This is a genomic window from Thalassobellus citreus (genome assembly GCF_044385915.1).
Lineage (GTDB): Bacteria > Bacteroidota > Bacteroidia > Flavobacteriales > Flavobacteriaceae > Thalassobellus > Thalassobellus citreus.
The window spans coordinates 246,961-268,019 of the sequence record NZ_JBISCC010000121.1 but is presented as its reverse complement, the minus strand read 5'-3'; the positions used below and the strand labels follow the sequence as shown (position 1 = coordinate 268,019).

The 21,059-nt window shown below is 31.0% G+C and carries 24 protein-coding genes and 1 other RNA gene; 15 read left to right on the top strand and 10 right to left on the bottom strand.

The genetic code is table 11. From position 1 onward, the window contains the following. Positions 1–15: 15 nt before the first annotated feature. The gene (locus ACH5TX_RS07275; RefSeq protein ID WP_439338868.1) at positions 16–450 is read right to left on the bottom strand and encodes a c-type cytochrome; all 435 of its coding nucleotides are present in this window, start codon (positions 448–450) and stop codon (positions 16–18) included. A gap of 237 nt (positions 451–687) precedes the next feature. On the opposite strand from ACH5TX_RS07275, the gene ACH5TX_RS07270 reads away from it, so the two are divergent. From ACH5TX_RS07270 to ACH5TX_RS07255, 4 genes are all read left to right on the top strand, one after another. Continuing rightward, on the top strand, positions 688–1,245 hold the full coding sequence (locus ACH5TX_RS07270; RefSeq protein ID WP_439338867.1) for an RNA polymerase sigma factor: 558 nt from the start codon (positions 688–690) through the stop codon (positions 1,243–1,245). Beyond that, on the top strand, positions 1,235–1,621 hold the full coding sequence (locus ACH5TX_RS07265) for a DUF6768 family protein (RefSeq protein WP_439338866.1): 387 nt from the start codon (positions 1,235–1,237) through the stop codon (positions 1,619–1,621). Before ACH5TX_RS07270 ends, ACH5TX_RS07265 begins: the two co-directional genes overlap by 11 nt. A 134-nt stretch (positions 1,622–1,755) precedes the next feature. Next, positions 1,756–3,000 carry an ornithine--oxo-acid transaminase gene (gene rocD, locus ACH5TX_RS07260; RefSeq protein WP_439338865.1) on the top strand — a complete coding sequence of 415 codons (1,245 nt, stop codon included), beginning with the start codon at positions 1,756–1,758 and terminating at the stop codon, positions 2,998–3,000. A gap of 34 nt (positions 3,001–3,034) precedes the next feature. Then, positions 3,035–3,484 carry a DUF5362 family protein gene (locus ACH5TX_RS07255; protein ID WP_439338864.1) on the top strand — a complete coding sequence of 150 codons (450 nt, stop codon included), beginning with the start codon at positions 3,035–3,037 and terminating at the stop codon, positions 3,482–3,484. 79 nt (positions 3,485–3,563) lie between these two features. On the opposite strand, the gene ACH5TX_RS07250 is transcribed toward ACH5TX_RS07255, so the two are convergent. Both ACH5TX_RS07250 and ACH5TX_RS07245 read right to left on the bottom strand, forming a co-directional pair. Further along, entirely contained in the window at positions 3,564–3,893 is a 330-nt protein-coding gene (locus tag ACH5TX_RS07250; RefSeq protein ID WP_439338863.1) for a CCC motif membrane protein, read from the bottom strand. Between the two features lie 9 nt (positions 3,894–3,902). Further along, positions 3,903–4,166: a DUF2752 domain-containing protein gene (locus ACH5TX_RS07245; RefSeq protein ID WP_439338910.1), complete on the bottom strand. Its 264-nt coding sequence runs from the start codon at positions 4,164–4,166 to the stop codon at positions 3,903–3,905. 226 nt (positions 4,167–4,392) lie between these two features. Here ACH5TX_RS07245 and ACH5TX_RS07240 point away from each other — a divergent pair, with 226 nt between their 5' ends. After that, positions 4,393–4,539, top strand: coding sequence for a hypothetical protein (locus ACH5TX_RS07240; RefSeq protein ID WP_439338862.1), 147 nt, complete (start codon positions 4,393–4,395; stop codon positions 4,537–4,539). Positions 4,540–4,541: 2 nt separating this feature from the next. Further along, positions 4,542–5,087, top strand: coding sequence for a DUF8465 domain-containing protein (locus ACH5TX_RS07235; protein ID WP_439338861.1), 546 nt, complete (start codon positions 4,542–4,544; stop codon positions 5,085–5,087). Between the two features lie 3 nt (positions 5,088–5,090). Here ACH5TX_RS07235 and ACH5TX_RS07230 read toward each other — a convergent pair whose 3' ends face one another. Next, on the bottom strand, positions 5,091–6,005 hold the full coding sequence (locus tag ACH5TX_RS07230; protein ID WP_439338860.1) for a hypothetical protein: 915 nt from the start codon (positions 6,003–6,005) through the stop codon (positions 5,091–5,093). A 101-nt stretch (positions 6,006–6,106) separates the two neighbouring features. Between ACH5TX_RS07230 and ACH5TX_RS07225 the strand changes: the two genes are divergently transcribed. Further along, complete coding sequence (locus tag ACH5TX_RS07225) at positions 6,107–7,246, top strand: cysteine desulfurase family protein (protein ID WP_439338859.1); 1,140 nt, start codon at positions 6,107–6,109, stop codon at positions 7,244–7,246. Between the two features lie 3 nt (positions 7,247–7,249). Here the strand turns inward: ACH5TX_RS07225 and ACH5TX_RS07220 are convergent, their stop codons facing one another. Both ACH5TX_RS07220 and ACH5TX_RS07215 read right to left on the bottom strand, forming a co-directional pair. Further along, positions 7,250–9,775, bottom strand: coding sequence for a TonB-dependent receptor (locus ACH5TX_RS07220; RefSeq protein WP_439338858.1), 2,526 nt, complete (start codon positions 9,773–9,775; stop codon positions 7,250–7,252). After that, a complete protein-coding gene (locus tag ACH5TX_RS07215) occupies positions 9,729–11,417 on the bottom strand; it encodes a M23 family metallopeptidase (RefSeq protein WP_439338857.1) in 1,689 nt (562 codons plus the stop codon). The genes ACH5TX_RS07220 and ACH5TX_RS07215 overlap by 47 nt, the downstream gene beginning before the upstream one ends. Before the next feature lie 175 nt (positions 11,418–11,592). Here ACH5TX_RS07215 and ACH5TX_RS07210 point away from each other — a divergent pair, with 175 nt between their 5' ends. From ACH5TX_RS07210 to rny, 4 genes are all read left to right on the top strand, one after another. Continuing rightward, entirely contained in the window at positions 11,593–11,883 is a 291-nt protein-coding gene (locus tag ACH5TX_RS07210) for a coiled-coil domain-containing protein (protein ID WP_439338856.1), read from the top strand. Positions 11,884–11,898: 15 nt separating this feature from the next. Then, positions 11,899–12,192 carry a cell division protein ZapA gene (locus tag ACH5TX_RS07205; protein ID WP_439338855.1) on the top strand — a complete coding sequence of 98 codons (294 nt, stop codon included), beginning with the start codon at positions 11,899–11,901 and terminating at the stop codon, positions 12,190–12,192. A 57-nt stretch (positions 12,193–12,249) separates the two neighbouring features. Further along, a non-coding RNA gene (gene ssrS / locus ACH5TX_RS07200) (6S RNA) lies at positions 12,250–12,376 on the top strand. Positions 12,377–12,433: 57 nt separating this feature from the next. Next, entirely contained in the window at positions 12,434–14,008 is a 1,575-nt protein-coding gene (gene rny, locus ACH5TX_RS07195) for a ribonuclease Y (protein WP_439338854.1), read from the top strand. A gap of 67 nt (positions 14,009–14,075) precedes the next feature. Here rny and xerD read toward each other — a convergent pair whose 3' ends face one another. Further along, entirely contained in the window at positions 14,076–14,972 is an 897-nt protein-coding gene (gene xerD / locus ACH5TX_RS07190; RefSeq protein ID WP_439338853.1) for a site-specific tyrosine recombinase XerD, read from the bottom strand. 162 nt (positions 14,973–15,134) lie between these two features. Between xerD and ACH5TX_RS07185 the strand changes: the two genes are divergently transcribed. From ACH5TX_RS07185 to ACH5TX_RS07175, 3 genes are all read left to right on the top strand, one after another. Continuing rightward, positions 15,135–15,737 (top strand): porin family protein, encoded by a 603-nt coding sequence (locus ACH5TX_RS07185; RefSeq protein WP_439338852.1) that lies wholly within the window; start codon positions 15,135–15,137, stop codon positions 15,735–15,737. 75 nt (positions 15,738–15,812) lie between these two features. After that, a complete protein-coding gene (gene aroQ / locus ACH5TX_RS07180) occupies positions 15,813–16,229 on the top strand; it encodes a type II 3-dehydroquinate dehydratase (RefSeq protein ID WP_439338851.1) in 417 nt (138 codons plus the stop codon). Between the two features lie 359 nt (positions 16,230–16,588). Continuing rightward, positions 16,589–16,903 carry a hypothetical protein gene (locus tag ACH5TX_RS07175; protein ID WP_439338850.1) on the top strand — a complete coding sequence of 105 codons (315 nt, stop codon included), beginning with the start codon at positions 16,589–16,591 and terminating at the stop codon, positions 16,901–16,903. Between the two features lie 91 nt (positions 16,904–16,994). Here ACH5TX_RS07175 and lpdA read toward each other — a convergent pair whose 3' ends face one another. After that, positions 16,995–18,371, bottom strand: coding sequence for a dihydrolipoyl dehydrogenase (gene lpdA, locus ACH5TX_RS07170; RefSeq protein WP_439338849.1), 1,377 nt, complete (start codon positions 18,369–18,371; stop codon positions 16,995–16,997). Between the two features lie 105 nt (positions 18,372–18,476). Between lpdA and ACH5TX_RS07165 the strand changes: the two genes are divergently transcribed. After that, positions 18,477–19,760, top strand: a complete 1,284-nt coding sequence (locus tag ACH5TX_RS07165; protein WP_439338848.1) for an NAD(P)/FAD-dependent oxidoreductase — start codon at positions 18,477–18,479, stop codon at positions 19,758–19,760. Between the two features lie 142 nt (positions 19,761–19,902). Here ACH5TX_RS07165 and ACH5TX_RS07160 read toward each other — a convergent pair whose 3' ends face one another. After that, positions 19,903–20,454, bottom strand: a complete 552-nt coding sequence (locus ACH5TX_RS07160; protein ID WP_439338847.1) for a DUF1572 family protein — start codon at positions 20,452–20,454, stop codon at positions 19,903–19,905. A gap of 16 nt (positions 20,455–20,470) precedes the next feature. Beyond that, complete coding sequence (gene msrB, locus ACH5TX_RS07155) at positions 20,471–20,953, bottom strand: peptide-methionine (R)-S-oxide reductase MsrB (protein WP_439338846.1); 483 nt, start codon at positions 20,951–20,953, stop codon at positions 20,471–20,473. Positions 20,954–21,059 lie beyond the last annotated feature (106 nt).

The window sequence follows — 21,059 nt, the reverse complement described above, 5'->3', positions numbered from 1 at the left end:
TAAGAAAAGTGAAAGTTAGTTGACGCTTTGCATATAAACTTTAATAGCATTCAGCTCTTCATCTTTTAAATCTTTAACAAAACTGTCTAAATTTGCTTTCATAACGGCTACTTGTCCAGGGTCTGTATCTACAATGGCAGGTGATTTCCCTTTTAAAAAAGCAACAATATCTCCGTTTTTTTGAGAATAAATTTTATTGATCTCCTTAATTGAAGGACCAATAATTTTAGTGTCTGCTTGATGGCAAGTAAAACATGTTTTGTCTTTAAATAATTGCTGTCCTTTAGCAATTAAAACGGGATCTCCTTTAACAGTTTTAGGCGCTTCGGTTTTCATAGCTGGAGCTTCCTTAATTGTTATAGTTTCTGGTTTTTTGTTAGATTTTTTTTCGCCACAGCTATAAAAAGAGATAACGATACCTAAAAGTATTAACGATAAAATTTTTTTCATGGAAAATTTAGATTTTAAATTTTACTAAAATAATAGATTGTAATTTTATAAAAGATGATAAATATTACTTAAGAGCAATTATTTTTCTACGTTGAATTTTTAAATTATTGGGAGAGAAAACGAATAAATAATATCATTTTATTTCCATTAACTTTAATGTGATTTTTTTTAATATAAAATAAAAATGAACCTTTTTAGACTTTTACTGTCTTTAAAGTATAAAGCGAAAGTTTTGCAATGAATAAAAAAGAGCAATTAATAGATAGTAAGTTGATACTTGAATACCAGTCTGGAAATGGTAAAGCTTTGACTCTATTAGTTAAACGCTGGCATAAATTATTCTGCAACAAGGCTTTTTGGGTAGTTAAAGATGCAGATTTAGCAAAAGATATAGCACAAGATAGTTGGAAGGTGATTATTAATAAAATAGATAGATTAAAGAACCCTAATAGTTTTGGTAGTTGGGCATTACGTATTGTTTATAACAAATCTCTAGATGTTATAAATGAAAACAAAAGAAAAACTAAAGTTCTTGAAGATTATAAATATGAACAGAATGAACTCGTTATAGAAGATGAAAACGATACTGAAAACTTGAAAAACACACTTTTAAAATCAATAAAAGAATTACCACAACATCAACAGGTAGTAATTAGGTTGTTTTATGTACAAGACTATTCATTAAAAGAGATAAGTGATATTTTGAATATATCAGTTGGTACAGCAAAATCGAGATTATTTCATGCTAGAGAAAAATTAAAACAAACATTAAAAAATAAAAATTATGAAAACTAATAAGGAAGACATTGATAAATTAATTAAAGAAACATTAACACAAGAAGAAGCTAAATTTTATGATGAATTAGAGGAGCAAGGTATGTGGGGTATGGTTACTGGAATTTTTAAAGGGAAATTGGGATGGTTAGTAATTGTTATGAATATTGTTAATATAATAGTATTTGGATTTTTTATTTATTGTTTAATTCAGTTTTTTAACGTCACAGAAACAAACGAGCTTATTAAATGGGCGTTAGGAGTTGTTGTTTGTTTGATGTTTAATTCTATGATTAAATTATATGCTTGGATGCGAATGGACAAGAATGCCTTGATGCGTGAATTAAAACGATTGGAATTACAAGTATCATCGTTATCTGGAAGAATGTCTGAATAACATTTTATGAAGCAATTAATATTTAGTAATTTGCGAGCCCTAGGGATGATTTCTCTCCCACGCTGCTTTTTCGAATCTTCGGAAGAATAAAGGTACAGAAGGAATGGTTATTTATTAATTTAACACAAATTAAAATGGCTGTTTTAGAAAAATTAAATTCTCAGCAATTAATTGAATTAGAAAACAAGTATGGAGCTCACAACTATCACCCACTTCCTGTGGTTTTAAACAGGGGAGAAGGTGTGCATGTTTGGGATGTAGATGGAAAACAATATTACGATTTCCTTTCGGCATATTCCGCAGTAAATCAAGGGCATTGTCACCCTAAAATTGTTAATGCTATGGTGCAACAAGCACAAACATTAACGTTAACCTCTAGAGCATTTCATAACGATGTGCTTGGTAGATACGAAAAATTTGCTTGCGAATTTTTTGGATTTGATAAGTTATTACCAATGAATACAGGGGCAGAGGCTGTAGAAACCGCTTTGAAGCTTTGTAGAAAATGGGCTTATGAAGTAAAAGGTATAGATAAAAATGAAGCCGAAATTATTGTTTGTGAAAACAATTTTCACGGACGAACAACAACTATTATTTCTTTTAGTAATGATCCTGTTGCTCGTAAAAATTTCGGGCCGTTTACAAACGGATTTATTAAAATTGAATATAATAATTTAGAAGCTTTGGAAGCTGCTTTAAAAAACAATCCGAATGTAGCAGGTTTTTTAGTGGAGCCAATACAAGGAGAAGCAGGTGTTTATGTGCCAAGCGACAATTATTTAGCAAAAGCAAAAGCATTGTGCGAAGCATATAATGTATTGTTTATAGCAGATGAAGTTCAAACAGGTATTGCTAGAACCGGAAAATTATTGGCTGTAGATCATGAAAATGTAAAACCAGATATTTTAATACTTGGTAAAGCTATAAGTGGAGGAGTGTATCCCGTAAGTGCTGTTTTGGCAAATAATAACGTTATGGATGTTATTAAACCAGGAAATCATGGTAGTACTTTTGGAGGAAACCCTGTAGCTGCTGTAGTAGCAATTGCTGCTTTAGAAGTTGTTAGAGATGAACAGTTAGCCGATAATGCAGAAGTGTTAGGGCAATTGTTTAGAAGTGAATTAAACACTTATATTGAAACAAGTAGCATTGCGAAATTAGTTAGAGGTAAAGGCTTGCTTAATGCTATTGTTATTAATGATGATGAAGACAGTGATACCGCTTGGAATATATGTTTGGCATTACGAGATAATGGTTTGTTAGCAAAACCTACGCATGGAAATATTATACGTTTTGCACCACCTTTGGTTATGAATAAAGAACAATTATTAGATTGCGTTAGTATTATTGTAAAAACATTGAAGCAATTTGAAAGCTAATAATTGGTATTTGATAGATGAAAATTAAATTTATATGGAAGAGAGGTCGGTCTTTGAAAGTTTTGAATTAGAAGTAAATAATGAAATTAGAGGTTATCTAAAAGAAATAATTAAGTGGTCTTATTTATTATCTGTAATCGGTTTTATAGGTATTGGTTTGTTGGTTTTAATTGGTGTAGGTATAAGTTTTTATACCGGATTAAATAAGTTTGGAGACAATTCAGCTTATGGATTAGGTTATTCGGTAGGAGTAGGCATTTTTTACGTCCTATTTGCATTAATTTACCTTTTTCCACTTCTTTATTTATTTAAATTTTCAAAGAAAATGAAAAGCGCATTAAGTTCGAATAATAATAACGATTTTAAAATGGCTTTTTTAAATCTAAAATCACATTATAAATTTATAGCTGTTTTTGTAATTGTAATATTATCACTTTATTTGTTGGTTTTTATAGGAGTACTGGCTAATTCTACATTGTTTTAATTACTATAGGATAAAAACAACAGTTTAAATAAAAACGACGACCAATTGGTCGTCGTTTTTATTTTCTAAAATATTTTTATTATTGGTTTTGTTGATATTGTTCCATCATTTCTTGAGATTTTCTCATCATTTCGTCCCAGCCAACTGTAGATATTTGGTAGATAGAATAAATAAAATATAAAACGTTAATAGCTAGTATAACTAGAGCAACTGTTTTTGCTGTATCCATAGCCTTAACACTAGCCGGTTCATAGTTTTCAGGATTAAGCTTTGCGGCATTTAATTTACTGTAAGCAATAAAAAAGGCAATACCTGCCAATATAAAACCAAGACCAGCAAAACAGCAGCAAAATAGTCCTATAATAGCTAATACGTAAACGATAGTTGGGTTGAGTTTTTGTTGTTCCATGTGTGAATTTTAATTGATTATTTTAATAATATAACTTGTTATAATTGTAAGAACAGTTAAAATAGCTAGTGCTGCAATTACTTTATTTGAATGTTTAAATTTAAAGAAAATATTTAGAACAATGAATCCAAACAAAAGTATAAGCGTGTAAATAGCTGGATACATATAAAAAGCCTCGACAAACTCACCTTTAAAAACTAAAAGGGCAGCACGTTGCATACCACAACCCATACAATCTACTCCAAAAAGCTTTTTGTTTAAGCAGGGTAACATATATTCTTCTGGAGATTGCAAAGGTTATTGTTATTTGTTTTTAGCAAATTTAAAAAATAAACATATGCTAAAACCTACTATTGTTTTATTTTTAAAGCATAATTTTCTTTAAGTATGGTTAACTATTTATGAGATTTTTTTAATGTAATTTAACAGTCTTAAATTTTAAGTTTATTTCATGAAATATTTAAATTATTTACTAATCATTGTTGGAGGGTTTGTAGCAATGTACGCTAAGACTGGTTTAGAGCAAAATCAATACGTTTTAATAGGAGGTATTGTTTTGCTAATGATTGGAGTTTATAGAATATCAAAAACGATTCCTAGTAAAAATACTGATGAAGATAATTTTGATGAGGAAACAAATAATTAGTTATGACTTTTAATATTGGAGATCATGTAATGGTTTTAGACGAAAACATGTCTGGTGTTATTAAAGACATTGTTGGAACTTCAATTTCTATAGAAACTGAGGACGGTTTTTTGTTAGATTTTAATAGCGAAGAGCTTATAAAGGATACTTCTAAAAGTATGTTGAATAAAGCTAGGATACCCAATACTGTTATTTCAGAAAAAGAGCAGCCAGCAAGAAAACAACAACAACGTGTAAAAGCTAAAGATAGATATGAACCTACTATGGAAGTAGATTTGCATATTAATCAGTTAGTAAAATCGTCACGAAGTATGTCTAATCACGATATGTTAACCCTTCAATTAGATACAGCTAGACATAAACTAGATTGGGCTATATCTAAGCGTATTCAAAAAATTGTTTTTATTCACGGAGTAGGTGAAGGGGTTCTAAAAATAGAATTAGAATATTTATTTGGACGTTATAGCAACGTAAAATTCTACGATGCCAATTACCAAAAATATGGTTTAGGAGCTACCGAGGTTTATATTTACCAAAACCCTAATTAGTTGTTATTCAGATTCTATTGTAATGGTTCTAGTATATGTTCCAAAATCAAGAGAATCACTTTGTATAGTTACTAAATCAAAATCTAATAATTTTATAGAAACGGTATAGGTTCTTTCGTAGGAGTTAGAAAGTGATTTACCCGCAGGGAAAGAATCTTTAGCTTCTTTTAATAAATATCTAGGAATTTGTTCACTACCTGTTATAGTTATATCAAAATCGTCGCGTAGATTAGAATTACCATTTTCATCTTCATTTATAGTAGGTATGTCATCTCCATCATCATCAGAATCTAAATAGTTAAGAACACCATCTTCGTCGGTATCTAAGGGGTCGTCAATATTTCCAAGTTCTATAGATGTTTTTACATTATCATTATCATCATCTTCATCAATATAGTCAGGAATACCATCTTCGTCTGTGTCATCATTTGTTGGGTCTCCATCTTGATTTATATCTTCATCTATTGTAAGGACTCCATCGTCATCATCATCAGTAAAAGTTGATAAAAAGCTAACTCTAGCACCTGCAGCAGCACTATAATCACTTAAAATATTAGTGCCAGAACCAGGAATATCTTGACAAATTAAATCGCTAGGGTCACCATCATAGGTTCTGTAATTAAAAATAACAGAAGAGTTATTTACTATAAGTTCTGTTTCTGTATTAGCTTCTGTTGGGTTAAATATGGCTTCATTAGCTGTTGAATAAGGAAACAAAAGGATAAGTGATTCGTATGGATCTTTACGGACATCAGACAAAACATAGTTGTCTTTAGTAACAAAATTATCAATATTATCTTCTCGACATAACTCTAATGTTTTGTCAAAATCAAATTCAACTGTAATAATGTCGCCATCATCACATGTGTATAAGGTTAATAAACTTAAAGGAAGAAGAATATAAAATAACTTGCGCATTTGTATTTGGGTTTTAGGCAAAAATAATGGAATTGTTATTTATAACGTAGGATATTAATAATAATTTTATTTCAAGTATTTTTGTGTTTTAAAATAAATAGATGAATCCAATATATTTTGATAATGCTGCGACTACTCAAATACGAGAAGAGGTGATTAATGCGATGATGGAAGTTATGAGAAGCAATTACGGAAATGCTTCGTCTTCACACAGTTTTGGTAGATCATCAAAAGTTTTAATTGAAAAATCAAGAAAGCTTATTGCGAGTAGTTTAAATGTTTCGGCAGGTGAAATTGTGTTTACAGCCGGTGGCACTGAAGCTGACAATTTAATACTAAATAGTGCTGTTAGAGATTTAAATATTAAACACATTATAACTTCAAAAATTGAACATCATGCTGTTTTACACACTGTAGAGCAATTGCAAAAGGAATATGGAATTACTGTTAGTTATGTAAATATTGAGAAGAATGGTGATGTAGATTATTTACATTTGGAAACGTTGTTGCAAACCGAGGAGAAAACATTAGTTAGCTTAATGCATATAAATAATGAAATTGGTAATATGTTAGATATAAAACGTGTTGCCAATTTATGTAAAGATAATGGTGCTTTGTTTCATACTGATGCTGTACAATCTGTAGGGCACTATAAAATGGATTTACAAGATATTCAAGTTGATTTTTTAGCTGCTGCTGCACATAAATTTCACGGACCAAAAGGTGTTGGTTTTGCTTTTGTTAGAAAGAATACAGGTTTAAAACCCCTTATTTTTGGTGGCGAACAGGAGCGTGGACTTCGTGCAGGGACCGAAAGTGTTCATAATATTGTAGGGCTTGAAACGGCTTTAAAAATGGCTAATAATAATTTTGAAACAGAAGCTACATACGTAAAAGAACTAAAACAATATTTTATAGATTCTGTTACTAAGCATATTCCAGAAGCGACATTTAATGGAGAATCATATGGTTTAGAAAAAAGTAGTTATGCCTTGGTAAACGTTTGTTTGCCTGTGCCTCCTGAAAAATCGGCGATGTTATTATTTCAGTTGGATTTAAAAGGAATAGCTTGTTCTAAAGGAAGTGCTTGCCAAAGTGGAAGCTCTCATAACTCGCATGTTTTGACTGAAATTTTAACAGAAGAAGATTTACTTAAACCTTCTATTCGATTTTCTTTTAGTATTTATAATACTAAAGAAGAAGTAGATTATGTTGTTGATGTTTTGAAGGAGTTTATTTAGTAATTAGAACTTCATAGTAGTTCTTACATTAAAAACCCGCGGTGTTAAGTAATTAGGAATGGCGTATTGACGCTTGCTATACACATCTCTTACCCATGTATTTGTAATAGAGTTTTGTGCATCAAACATGTTGAATATTTCAAACCCAAAGGATAAAGTTTTAAAAGGTTTTTTCCAACCGCTTTTGAATTGTTTTCTTTCATCTACTAAAACAAATTGTAACCCTAAATCGGCTCTTTTATAATCTGGGAGTCTGTTTTGATAATCGTAAGGATCTACATAACTAGGAGAGCCTCCAGGTAAGCCTGTGTTATAAACCAAATTTAAATACATTTTCATGTTTGGTACATTTGGTACATAATCTTGAAATAAGGCGGCAAATTTTAAACGTTGATCTGTTGGTCGTGCAATATAACCTCTGTTATCTATGTTTTCTTCGTTTTTTAAATACCCAAAACTAACCCATGATTCTGTGCCTGGAACAAATTCGCCATTCAATCTCATGTCTAAACCATAAGCACGTGCTTTTGCATTGTTATTAGCACTGTATCTAATTCGTACATTTTCAAGTGTATACGGGTTTACATTGGTTAAACCCTTGTAGTAAGCTTCTGTGGTTAATTTAAAAGGTCTATCCCACATTTTAAAACTATAATCGTTTCCTAAAACAACATGAAACGATTTTTGTGCTTTTACATTAGGTTGCACAATACCATTAGCATCACGCAGTTCTCTGTAAAAAGGTGGCTGATAATATAAACCAGTTGAAATTCTAAACAACATGTCTTTTTCCCAATAAGGTTTTATTGTGAATTGTGCACGCGGACTAAAAACGGTTTGGTTTGATGACGCAATCCCATCGCCACTAACCGACCAGTTATGAACTCTAACTCCTGCGTTATACCAAACATCACTAGTTCCTATTGTTGAGCGTTTACTCCATTGGGCATAGGCTTGTATTCTGTTTATTTGTGTATTATTAGTAGTGCGAACATTATTAAAAGATTCTAGAGGACCGCTGTAAGGTGTGTAAGGTTGTTCGTTGTCAAGTACTGTTTTTGGTGGTCTAATTGAAAAGCCTGCAGAATCAATAACTTCCCATTCTACTAAACGGTCACGTATATCTTCATTTGTATATTTAAGAGACCATTCAATACGATTTTCATCAATTTTTAAATGCCCTTTATGTTCAATATTAGTAATAAGAGCATCTAAGTCGTTGCGTCCATGATTTAATTGGCTACCTACGCCTTCACTAAATTCAACTTCACCTAAATTTTCTTCACCAATATTTGTGTTTACTTCACCAAGCCTGTATTGTGCTAAAATATCAAAATACTCTTCTTCGGTAGTATGATAAGTTGATGTAATTAAATCAAGTGATAGATTATCATTAGCAAAGTAGGTGCCTTTAAAAGCTCCAAATAAGGTTTGGTATTGATCTTTTTCTTGTCCTTCGTAAAAAACAAGTAATGCAATAGGATCTGTTAATGTTCCAAAATTGGTTTGTCTTGTTTGCGGAGCGTAATTATACTTGTTGAAGGAGGCGTTTCCTAAAAAACTCAAATGAAATTTATTTGAAAATTTATACGTAAAAAAGCCTTGAGCATCTGCAAATGACGGATTAAAATTGGTCTCCGTTTCTTTTGCATTAACCAATAAGCTATTGTCACGGTAACGAAGCCCTACGATTGCTGAAAACTTTGAGTCTTTACTTATGTTTTCAACAGAAAGACTAGCTCCTAATAAGCTTAAATCGGCATTAACTTCAAATTGATAAGGTGTTTTATAAGTAATATCTAAAACTGAAGATAATTTATCGCCATACTTTGCTTGAAATCCCCCAGCTGAAAAATCAACGTTTTGAACCAAGTCCGTATTAACAAAGCTTAAGCCTTCTTGTTGTCCAGAGCGAACTAAAAACGGACGATACACTTCAATATCGTTAACATATACTAGGTTTTCATCATAGTTTCCACCTCTAACATTATATTGTGTACTTAATTCGTTGTTGTTACTAACTCCAGGAAGTGTTAATAATAGGTTTTCTACACCTGCATTTGCACCAGGAATTTTTCTAATGGTTTCTGGTTTTATGGTAACAACACCTTCCACATCTTTTCTTCTATTACTATTTACAATTATAGTAGCTATTTGTGATATAGAAGTACTCATTACAGGGTTAAATTCTATTGTTTCGCCATTTTTTAAATGAAAGGTGCTAACAACTTTTTTATATGATAAGTGAGTAAACTCAATTGTTATATCTTGATTTGCGGGAATGTTAATTGTATAAAACCCGTTATCATTTGTTTTTGTTCCATTATTAGTACCAGCTTTAATGTTTATATTAGAAATGGGGAAGTTGTCCTCATTTAAAATAACACCTTGAATAGTACCAGTTTGCGAATAGCCAATATATAATATTGATAAAAAGAATACAGTGAAGAGTGAGAATTTTGCTTTCAATTGGTTTGTTGGTTTATTTTCTGTAAAATAACGTTTCAAAAGTAGAATTATTTCCAACATTATCAGTTACAATTACTTTTAAATTATTTTTAGTATCGGTTATAACACTATCGTTAAAATCGTGAGTGAGTGTTTTTGTTTTGTAATCGTACTCCATTAAAATCCATTTTCCATTAATAGTTGCTCTGTAATTAGAAATGCCAGAGCCTGTATCGTTAATTTTAATTTTTAAATATCGATACTTACTAAGCCATTGACCGTTTTTAAAATTAATAGGAGTTATAGTAGGTTTTATACTGTCTGTAGCAATTGTATATGTGCCAAGTGTTTTTGTGTTAGTAGTTAAGATATTTTCTTTTCTTTTAGTAGTAGAATAAGTTGGGAGCTTTTTGTAACCTACCAAACGCGCAATGTATAGTTTTTGTTTGTCTTCTTCATTGTATTTGCTAATGTCAAAAGTTATATTGAAACTTTTTTTTGCAGCAATCGTGTTTTTGTGAAGCGTTAGGGTATCGTTTTTTGTTTCAAAATTCAAATAAAAATCATCATAAAAAGTGTCCTTGTAAAAATTAACAGCAACATTTCCTTCTTTTAAATTAACAGCTTGGTTAGCTTTAATATAATAAGGTGTTGTTTTTTTATTTGTTTTAGTATCAGAAATACTGTTTTTTGTTCCTTTTATATTGATAGTAACCCAAGACTCGTTGTTTTTGTAGTCGGCAACTCTAATTTTATAAACCGAATAGGTGCTGTCTTCAATATTTAATTTTCCATTGTTAATAATAGGTTTTATAAGGCTTAAAGGATTATTTTTTTTGAATAGTTTTTGAATGCGACGTTTTTTAGTCGTGTAAATTTCATAATCAATTAATTGATTAAGATGTCTTGTTTCTGCAAAGGAGAATTTTTTAAAGTCTATTTCAAAAGTTCTATTACCATTTACAAAAGTTTGAATATTGTAAACACCATTAGAATTAGCTGCTAGGTCTTGCCTGTCTATTGTTTCAATGCCAAATCCAATGTTTCCATAGGCTTCAATATTTTTTATTACATAATCACCATTTTGTAAAGGGATTAAGTTTAGCTTTTGTTTTGCATTCGATTTATTAATAAAAGAATTGTTATCAATGGGGTATGCATAAATAGATTTGATAACAGGTGCTATATTATCTTTTATGTTAATTCCAAAAAGCATAGGGTTCATGGGGCGTTCAGCCTTGTCTCTAATTTCAAAATGCAAATGAGGACCGCCAGATCCTCCAGAATTTCCACTATAAGCAACTAAACTGTCTTTTGAAACGGGTAGAGTTTCTGCAGAAGGAAATAGTTCTATTTGATAAGATTCCTTTTCATATTGATGTTTCTTAATATAAGCTTCAATTTCTGGAGCAAATTTTTGTAAATGCCCGTAAACACTTGTATAACCATTAGGGTGTGTTATGTATAAAGCTTTTCCGTAACCAAAATGAGATACTTTTATGCGGCTAACATAACCGTTAGCAATAGCTTTTACTTTTAAACCAACACGTTGTTGTGTTTTTATATCTAATCCAGAATGAAAATGGTTAGAACGTAACTCTGCAAAAGTACCAGAAAGTATGAGAGGTATTTCTAAAGGGTTGCTAAAGTAATCTTGTGGGTAATTATTTTGAGCGCTAGAAAGGGCTGTGAAAATTAAAAAAATAAAAAGACTGAATCGCATAGGTAAGTATTGGTGCTAAAATATTAATTAGATATGAGAACGCAAAGAATAAAACAATAATCAAGCCATTGTATTGATTATGAGTAATAACATTTTATTTTAAATTTTATGTAAAAACAATTGTAATTTATCATAAGGTATGTTAACTTTGTGAGATAAGTATTGAAATTTGTAAATGAGTAATATTGAAGATATTGTAGATTCTTTAGAAAACAAAATTAGCAAAGTATTACACAAACTAGAGCTTTTAAAGCAAGCTAATTTTAAATTAACTGAAGAATTAGAAGTTTCAAAAAAAGAAATTCATAACCAAAAAGTGCACATTGCAACTTGGGAAGAAAAGTATGAAGCTCTTAAAATTGCGAATTCAATATTAGGTAGTGACGATAATAAAAGAGATACTAAGCTTAAAATAAACGCATTAATTAGAGATATAGATCATTGTATTGGTCAACTTTCTGAATAAAGCAACATAAATTCAATGTCAGAAAAGCTTAAAATAAAGTTGTCAATAGGAAATAGGGTATATCCTTTAACTATTGAAGCGAGTCAAGAGGAAGGACTTCGTAAAGCGGCTAAAAACATTGAAGAAATGGTTAAACAATTTGAGCAAAGTTATTCTGTTCGAGATAAACAAGATGTATTAGCTATGTGTGCTTTACAATTTGCTTCTCAAGTAGAGCAGAAGTCTATAGATAAAGAAAATGTAAACGAGCATGTCGAAGAAAAGCTTAATGCTTTAAATGATTTGTTACAGTCTTATTTAGTCTCTTAAAACGTTCTTTAAAATAAACTAAAAGTTACTGCCTACATTGGTTATTTTTTTTGATAAACTCAACGTTAATTCTTTAAAAAGGGTGAGTTTAAGTTGTAAAAGCAAGCTGCTAGAACTATTAATTTAGAATCTTGAGCAGATCCTTGATCAGCTTGTTAGCCCTAAACTTGTTTTTAAGGAGTTTATACAAAACTTTATACTGGTGTAGGCTTTTTTTATATATACTAATTAACTAAATACGATGGATAACCCAATTATATTTGCACTAGGTGGTGTTACTTTAGGTCTAATAATAGGCTTTATTATAGCAAAGACACTTGAAAAGAATAATGCTTCAAAACTGGTAAAAGAAGCGAAAAAAAATGCTGCTTTAATACTTAAAGAAGCTAAAAGTGAAGGAGAATCAATTAAAAAAGATAAGATACTTCAAGCTAAAGAAAAGTTTTTAGAACTTAAATCTGAACACGAAAAAGTCATTCTTTCTCGTGATAAAAAAATGGCAGAAGCCGAAAAGCGTACTCGAGATAAAGAGTCTAAGATTTCAAATGAACTTTCTAAAAGTACTAAGCTAAATCAAAGTCTTGAAGATAAGCTTAAAGACTACGATCATAGAATTGATGTTTATGAAAAGAAACAAGAAGAGCTTGATAGATTACATAAAAATCAAGTACAACAATTAGAAGTTATTTCTAGTCTTTCTGCAGAAGAAGCCAAAGAACAATTAGTTGAGTCTTTAAAAGGTGAAGCTAAAAATGATGCCATGGCATTTGTACAAAGTTCTTTAGAAGAAGCTAAATTAACAGCTGAACAAGATGCTAAGAAAATTATTATTAACACTATTCAACGTATAGGAACTGAAGAAGCGGTAGATAACTGTGTATCTGTTTTTAATATAGAATCTGATGATGTTAAAGGACGAATTATTGGTCGTGAAGGTCGAAACATACGTGCTATTGAAGCGGCAACAGGAGTAGAGATTATTGTCGATGATACCCCAGAAGCTATTATCTTGTCTTGTTTTGATTCTGTTCGAAGAGAAATTGCTCGTTTGTCATTACACAAGTTAGTAACAGATGGTAGAATTCACCCTGCAAGAATTGAAGAAGTTGTTAAAAAGACTCAAAAACAAATAGAGCAGGAGATTATTGAAGTTGGTAAACGTACTGTTATTGATTTAGGAATTCATAATTTACATCCAGAACTTATTAAGATGGTAGGACGTATGAAGTATCGTTCTTCTTACGGACAAAACTTATTACAACACTCGCGTGAAGTTGCTAAACTTTGTGGTGTTATGGCTGCCGAATTAGGTTTAAATCCAAAATTAGCAAAACGTGCTGGATTATTACATGATATAGGAAAAGTGCCAGATGCAGAAGCAGATATGGAAACTCCTCACGCTATTTTAGGAATGCAATGGGCTGAAAAATATAATGAAAAAGCTGATGTGTGTAATGCTATTGGAGCTCACCATGATGAAGTAGAAATGAAATCATTAATAGCACCAATTATTCAGGTTTGTGATGCTATTTCAGGAGCGCGTCCAGGAGCGCGTCGTCAAGTTTTAGATAGTTATATACAACGTTTAAAAGATTTAGAAGATATTGCTTTTGGTTTTCAAGGTGTTAAAAAGGCTTATGCCATTCAAGCAGGTAGAGAACTACGTGTTATTGTAGAAAGCGAAAAAGTAGACGATCAAAAAGCAGCCGATTTATCATTTAATATTTCTCAAAAGGTACAAACAGATATGACCTATCCAGGACAAGTTAAAGTAACTGTTATTAGAGAAACTAGAGCGGTTAATATCGCGAAGTAAAAATTCCTAAGAAGGCAGAAATAATAAAAAATCCAGCATTTGCTGGATTTTTTATTTTGTGTAAACTCTATTTCCTAGGATGAAATTTTTCAACCACTTTAGTTAAATGGCTTTTGTCTAGATGCACATAAATTTCAGTCGTGGTAATACTTTCATGACCTAGCATAAGTTGTATAGAACGCAAATCGGCATCATTTTGTAATAAATGAGTTGCGAACGAATGTCTAAAGGTATGAGGGGAAATACTTTTTTTAAGTTCTATTTTTTCTGCTAATTGCTTAATAATAGTAAAAATCATGGCTCTGGTTAATTGTTTTCCGCGGCGGTTTAAAAATAAGGTGTCTTCAAAACCAGCTTGAATATTTAAATGATTACGTATCTCGATTCTATAAATATTGATGAATTTTTGAGTAATTGCTACAATAGGAACAAAGCGTTGTTTATCTCCTTTACCAGTTACTTTAATAAAACCTTCGTCAAAGAATAAATCAGATAATTTTAAATTTATTAATTCGCTAACACGTAACCCACAGCCATATAAGGTTTCTAGCATCGCACGATTGCGTTCACCTTCTGGTTTACTTAAATCTATGGCATTAATAAGACTATCTATTTCTTCTTCAGATAAAGTGTCAGGAAGTTTTCTACCTATTTTAGGAGATTCAATTAATTCTAAAGGGTTTGATGGTCTATAATCTTCAAAAACTAAATAGTTAAAAAAACTACGTAAGCCAGATATTAATCTTGATTGAGAACGTGCATTTACATGTTTTGCAACTTCATAAATAAATTGCTGAATAATTTCTGGTGTAATTGAAATTGGAGATATACTCATGTTGTTAATTTCTAAATAAGACATTAACTTTTTTACATCGAGAGCATAATTATCAATAGAGTTTTTAGATAGTCCGCGTTCTATCTTTAAGTATAATTGATAATCTTTAAGTGCTTGTTGCCATTTCATAGATGTAAAAATAGTTTAATTACATTATATATCTAAATTATAATATAAAGTATTAAAGTATAGGTTGTTAAGAATAAGACTACAATATAATAAGGAAATTACTTTTATGTTTAGTAAATAAAAACTTAATTTGTAGTGAATTAATCAAATAAACTTAAAAAGATGAAAAAATTATTATTATTTATTGCTATTGCAGTTTTTGGATTGTCAAATATGACTGCTCAATCAGATTCAGGTGATTTTACAATAGCACCGCAAGTTGGTTTGAACTTGTCCAACTATACAAGTTCTGAAAGTTTAACAAATAAAATAAGAACATCTTTTGATGCAGGTGTAATTGCTGAGTATTATTTTAGTGACCGTTGGAGTTTACGTTCTGGACTTCTTTATGATTCTAAAGGAACAAAAGTAAGTCAGTCTGGATATGATGTAATTGATAAATTAAATTATATAGCATTACCTATTCATGCTAATTGGCATTTTGGTTCTGAAAGAAATTGGTTCTTAAATTTTGGACCTACATTAGGAGTTTTAATTAGTGCTAAATCTGATTTACCATCTGGAGAAATCGATATCAAAGATGGGATGAATAGTTTTGATGCTGGTTTAGGTGTAGGAATAGGTTATAAATTTGATTTAGCAGATGACACGCAGCTATATATTCAATATCAAGGATACAATGGTTTTATAAGTATAATAGATGCTAATTTTAGTTTATTTAATGCTAGTTCAGCTCTTAATTTTGGGGTTGTTTTTCAACTTTAAAATAATCTAGTTTATAAAAAAACCGAAGTGAATAACTTCGGTTTTTTTATGCCTTATTTTTAATATATTTACCTAATGAAAAAACTAATAATAATCAACGGACCTAATCTTAATCTTTTAGGTAAAAGAGAGCCAAATATTTACGGAAGTTTATCTTTTACCGAGTTTTTGGAAGAAGTAGTTAGAAAATACCCAGATGCAGATATAGATTATTTTCAATCGAATATAGAAGGAGAACTTATTGATAAGTTACATGAAATAGGATTTAGTTATGATGGTGTTATTTTAAATGCTGCAGCATATACACATACATCGGTAGGCATAGGAGATGCTGTTAAAGCTATTGAAACACCTGTTGTGGAAGTTCATATTTCTAATACGTTTAATAGAGAAGAATTCCGTCACCAATCGTTTATATCGCCTAATGCTAGAGGTGTTATATTAGGTTTTGGCTTGCAGAGTTATGAGTTAGCTATTCAGAGTTTTCTTTAAACAATCTTAAATATTAAAATAAAAAAAAGCGATTCAATTTTTTTTGAATCGCTTTTTTTATAATTGTGATTTTTCACATAAGCTTAACTTAATATTTTGTTTTATTTATAAGTTTCTTGTGAGAATTTTAAGAAGTATTTCTTTTAGATTTGTTTTGCTAATCAATAAAACAAAGTCTATTGTGATGAAGAAACTTACTTTTATATGTGTTTTAACAAGTTCTTGTATTATTTTTTTCACAAGAAAAAAGAGAAACAAGCTCTTTTGGTGTAATTGACGATGTCAATATATTAAATACTCCGAGGTTTTATAGAAATTATTTTTCTGAGTTTAATTTGAATGAAAATTGGTTTTTTAGAATGGAAATGTTAGAAAGAAGTAATAATAACTTACTTGGTAGTTATACACTTATAGAACATCCATTATTGGCTAAATATAAAATTAGTAATAAGTTTAGTGTTTTATTTGGCACCAAAGTAGATGTGTTAAAAACAGACGGCAAGATTGAAGATGTGTCTTTACATTCTACTTTCGGTATTCAGTATGAAGTTTCTAAAAGCACATTGTTAGAAGCAAGATTTAATTATAGATTGTCAAATGGAGCTTCTATAACTCCAGATTATACTTTCGGATCTAAAACGTCGTTTACAGTAGGCTCGAAAATTAGATTTTAAAAACTGTAGTTTTATGTAAAAACAAAAAGTTCCGATTATATCGGAACTTTTTTATATTTAAGAATCTAGATTTATAAAAATCTAAGCGATTTTATAAATGTATCACTTCATCATAAGCATCAGCAACAGCTTCCATAACCGCTTCACTCATAGTTGGGTGAGGGTGTACTGTTTTTAATACTTCATGACCCGTAGTTTCTAGTTTTCTACCTAAAACAGCCTCAGCAATCATATCGGTTACACCAGCACCAATCATATGGCAACCTAACCATTCACCGTATTTAGCATCAAAAATAACTTTTACAAAGCCATCTTTGTTTCCACCAGCACTCGCTTTACCAGAAGCAGAGAAAGGGAATTTACCAACTTTAATATCAATACCTTTATCTTTTGCTTGTTTTTCAGTTAAACCAACAGAAGCAATTTCTGGAGAGCAATATGTACAACCAGGAATGTTTCCGTAGTCTAAAGCTTCAACATGTTGTCCTGCAAGTTTTTCAACACAAAGAATACCTTCGGCAGAAGCAACGTGTGCCAACGCCTGACCAGGAGTAACATCTCCAATAGCAAAATATCCAGGTATGTTAGTTTGGTAAAAATCGTTAACTAAAATTTTATCTCTATCAACAACAATTCCAACATCTTCTAAACCAATGTTTTCAATGTTTGTTTTAATACCAACAGCAGAAAGTATAATATCAGCTTCTAAAACTTCTTCACCTTTACTTGTTTTTACAGTTGCTTTAACGCCTTTACCAGAAGTATCGACCGATGTTACTTCGGCAGAAGTCATTATTTTTATACCACTCTTTTTAAAAGAACGCTCTAATTGTTTAGAAACATCTACGTCTTCAACAGGTACAACGTTTGGTAAGTATTCAACAATAGTAACTTCAGTTCCCATTGAATTATAGAAATATGCAAACTCAACACCAATTGCTCCAGAACCAACCACAATCATTTTCTTTGGTTGTTTAGGTAAAGTCATCGCTTCTCTATAACCAATTACTTTTTTACCATCTTGAGGTAAATTTGGTAATTCGCGAGAACGTGCTCCTGTAGCAATTATAATGTTGTTGGCACTATATTCTGTACCATCAACGTCAATTTTCTTGCCTGGTTTTAATTTTCCGTAACCAGAAATAACGTCAATCTTATTTTTTTTCATTAAAAACTCAATACCCTTGCTCATACCATCGGCAACACCACGGCTACGTTTTACAACGGCGTCAAAATCTTTATCAAAATCTTTAACAGATAAACCATAATCTCCTGCATGTTTAAGATATTCAAAAACTTGAGCAGATTTTAATAAGGCTTTTGTAGGTATACAACCCCAATTTAAACAAACCCCTCCAAGGTTTTCTTTTTCAACAATAGCAGTTTTAAAACCTAATTGAGATGCTCTAATAGCTGTAACATAACCACCAGGACCACTTCCAAGAACAATAATATCGTATTTACTCATGTGTAATTTTTTAGGCTACGAATTTACGAAATCGATTTTGAATAATAAATTTTAGAAACCTATAAATTTATATCTTTTATTACCTTTGTTTTGCAATTTCATTATATGAATATATCAAGAACAAGTTTTCCTCGAATCGTTATTATTGGCGGCGGTTTTGCAGGTGTGGCTTTAGCCAGAAAATTATCGAAGCAAGAAGTGCAAGTTGTTTTGTTAGATAAAAATAATTACCACACATTTCAACCGCTTCTTTATCAGGTGTCTACAGGTGGTTTAGAACCCGATTCTATTGCTTATCCTATTAGAAAAATTCTTAAAGATTTTCCTAATTTTCATTTTCGCTTAGCAGAAGTAAATGAAATTGACACCGAAAATAAGGTCGTTAATACAGATATTGGCGATTTAAAATTCGATTATTTGGTTGTTGCTTCCGGTTCTAAAACAAATTATTTTGGTAATTCTGAAATAGAAAAGCACAGTATGGCAATGAAAACCATACCACAATCGCTCAATTTACGAAGTCTAATTCTTGAAAATTTTGAAGACGCCTTATTAACATCAGATTTAAACGAGCGTAATGCTTTAATGAATTTTGTAATAGTAGGAGGTGGACCAACTGGTGTTGAGCTTGCTGGTGCATTAGCCGAAATTAAAAAAGGTATTTTACCAAAAGATTATCCCGATTTAGATACCCGTTTAGTACAAATACATATTGTACAATCAGGCGATTGTATTTTAAAAGGAATGAGTGCTAATGCTTCAGCCAAGGCAGAAGATTTTTTAGAAAAACTAGGCGTTCACATTTGGAAAAACGTACGCGTTACTAATTATGATGGTAAAACGGTTACCACAAACACCGATTTAACTTTTGAAGCAGCTACATTGGTTTGGGCTGCTGGTGTAAAAGGTGCTACCATAAAAGGGCTAGATTCAGAAGAATTTATAACAAGAGGCAATAGACTTGTTGTAAACGAATTTAATCAAGTTAAAGGATATAATCACATTTTTGCAATTGGAGATATAGCATCTATGGTTAGTGATGAATTTCCTAACGGATTTCCTATGATGGCGCAACCTGCCATACAACAAGGCGATCAATTAGGCGATAATATTTTAAAATTAATAGAGCAAAAACCTATGGAGCCTTTTACATATAAAGACAAAGGTTCTATGGCAACTATTGGAAGGAACAAAGCGGTAGTAGATTTAAAAAAGTTTAAGTTTCAAGGCGTATTTGCTTGGTATGTTTGGATGTTTGTGCACCTCTTTTTCTTAATAGGTTTTAGAAATCGCATGGTAGTTTTTATAAATTGGGTGTATAATTACATTAGGTTTGATAGAGAGGCACGATTAATTATTAGGCCCTATAAAAAGAACAGAAAGCAGTAGAGTAGAGGTTTGGGCGAGTTGCCAAGAAAAATGGCAAACAGGCTTTCGGCAGTCGCTCTCTGCGAGGAGCTCCAACAAATGCCTCAATCCTTCTCGCGGGGTGTATTTGCTAATTTAAAATGAGAACAAAACAATTTAGTTTTTACAAATAATCAGTAAAATGACGTTTTCCTTTTTCTTTACTAAATTTATTGTCATTATATTCTAAAGAACCTCCTTTTGGTATTGATAATGATTGCCATTCTTTACCCTTTAAAAGCTTTCCTAAAAACACCATTTGCCCAATATGATATGGGTAATGAGCCAATTGTCTGTTAATGGCTTCGGTAACTGTATGTCCTTCATTTCTAATATAAACAATACGTTCTAAATCGGCAGTTTCTAAAGGTGTAATAGCTTTAAATAAACAAGCCCAAGCACTTTCCCAAGAAGCAATAATTTCTTCTAAGCTATTATAACTGCTTATAAATTCAGCATCACGATTTTTCCATGCTTTTTCACCATCTTCATCTAAAAAGTTAGTCCATCGGCTAAGCATATTACCAACAATATGCTTAACGATTATAGATATACTGTTTGAGTCTTCATCACTTTGCCATTCCATTTGTTCAAACGAAAGTTGCGCAAAAGTTTTGTCGCCTAAACTTTTATAATATTCAAATTGTTTAATAATACTTCCTAAATAGCTTTCCATTCAGCAAATATAATTTTTATTTTTCAGGAATAAATTTTAGTGAAACCCCATTTATACAATGACGCTTTCCAGTCGTATTTCTTGGTCCATCATTAAAAAGATGTCCTAAATGGCCGCCACAAGTTGCACAATGTTCTTCAGTTCTAGTGTAGCCTAATTTTTTGTCGGTAGAAAAAGCAACGTTACCTTTAATTTCTCTATCAAAACTAGGCCAGCCACTACCAGAATCAAATTTATGCTCGCTTTTAAATAAAGGTGTTTCACAAGCTTTACATACATAAACACCTGCTTTGTAGTTTTTGTTATAAGGGCTAGAGAAAGCACGTTCTGTACCAGCTTTTCTAAGTACACGATATTCTATGTCTGATAATTGTGCTTTCCATTCACTATCTGTTTTAGTAATTTTATATGTATTGGTTTCTGTTTTGCTAGATTTTTGAGCAGAACTATTGCAGCTTAAGACAAAAAAGGATACTATTAAAATTATTAATTTTTTCATTTATATAGGTTTTTATGTTTTGTCGAGAATACATACGAAACTTAACGTATTAATAGAAAATAATTTTAGGAGTTAAGTGACCAATAAAAAAAATAGGTGTCTAAAA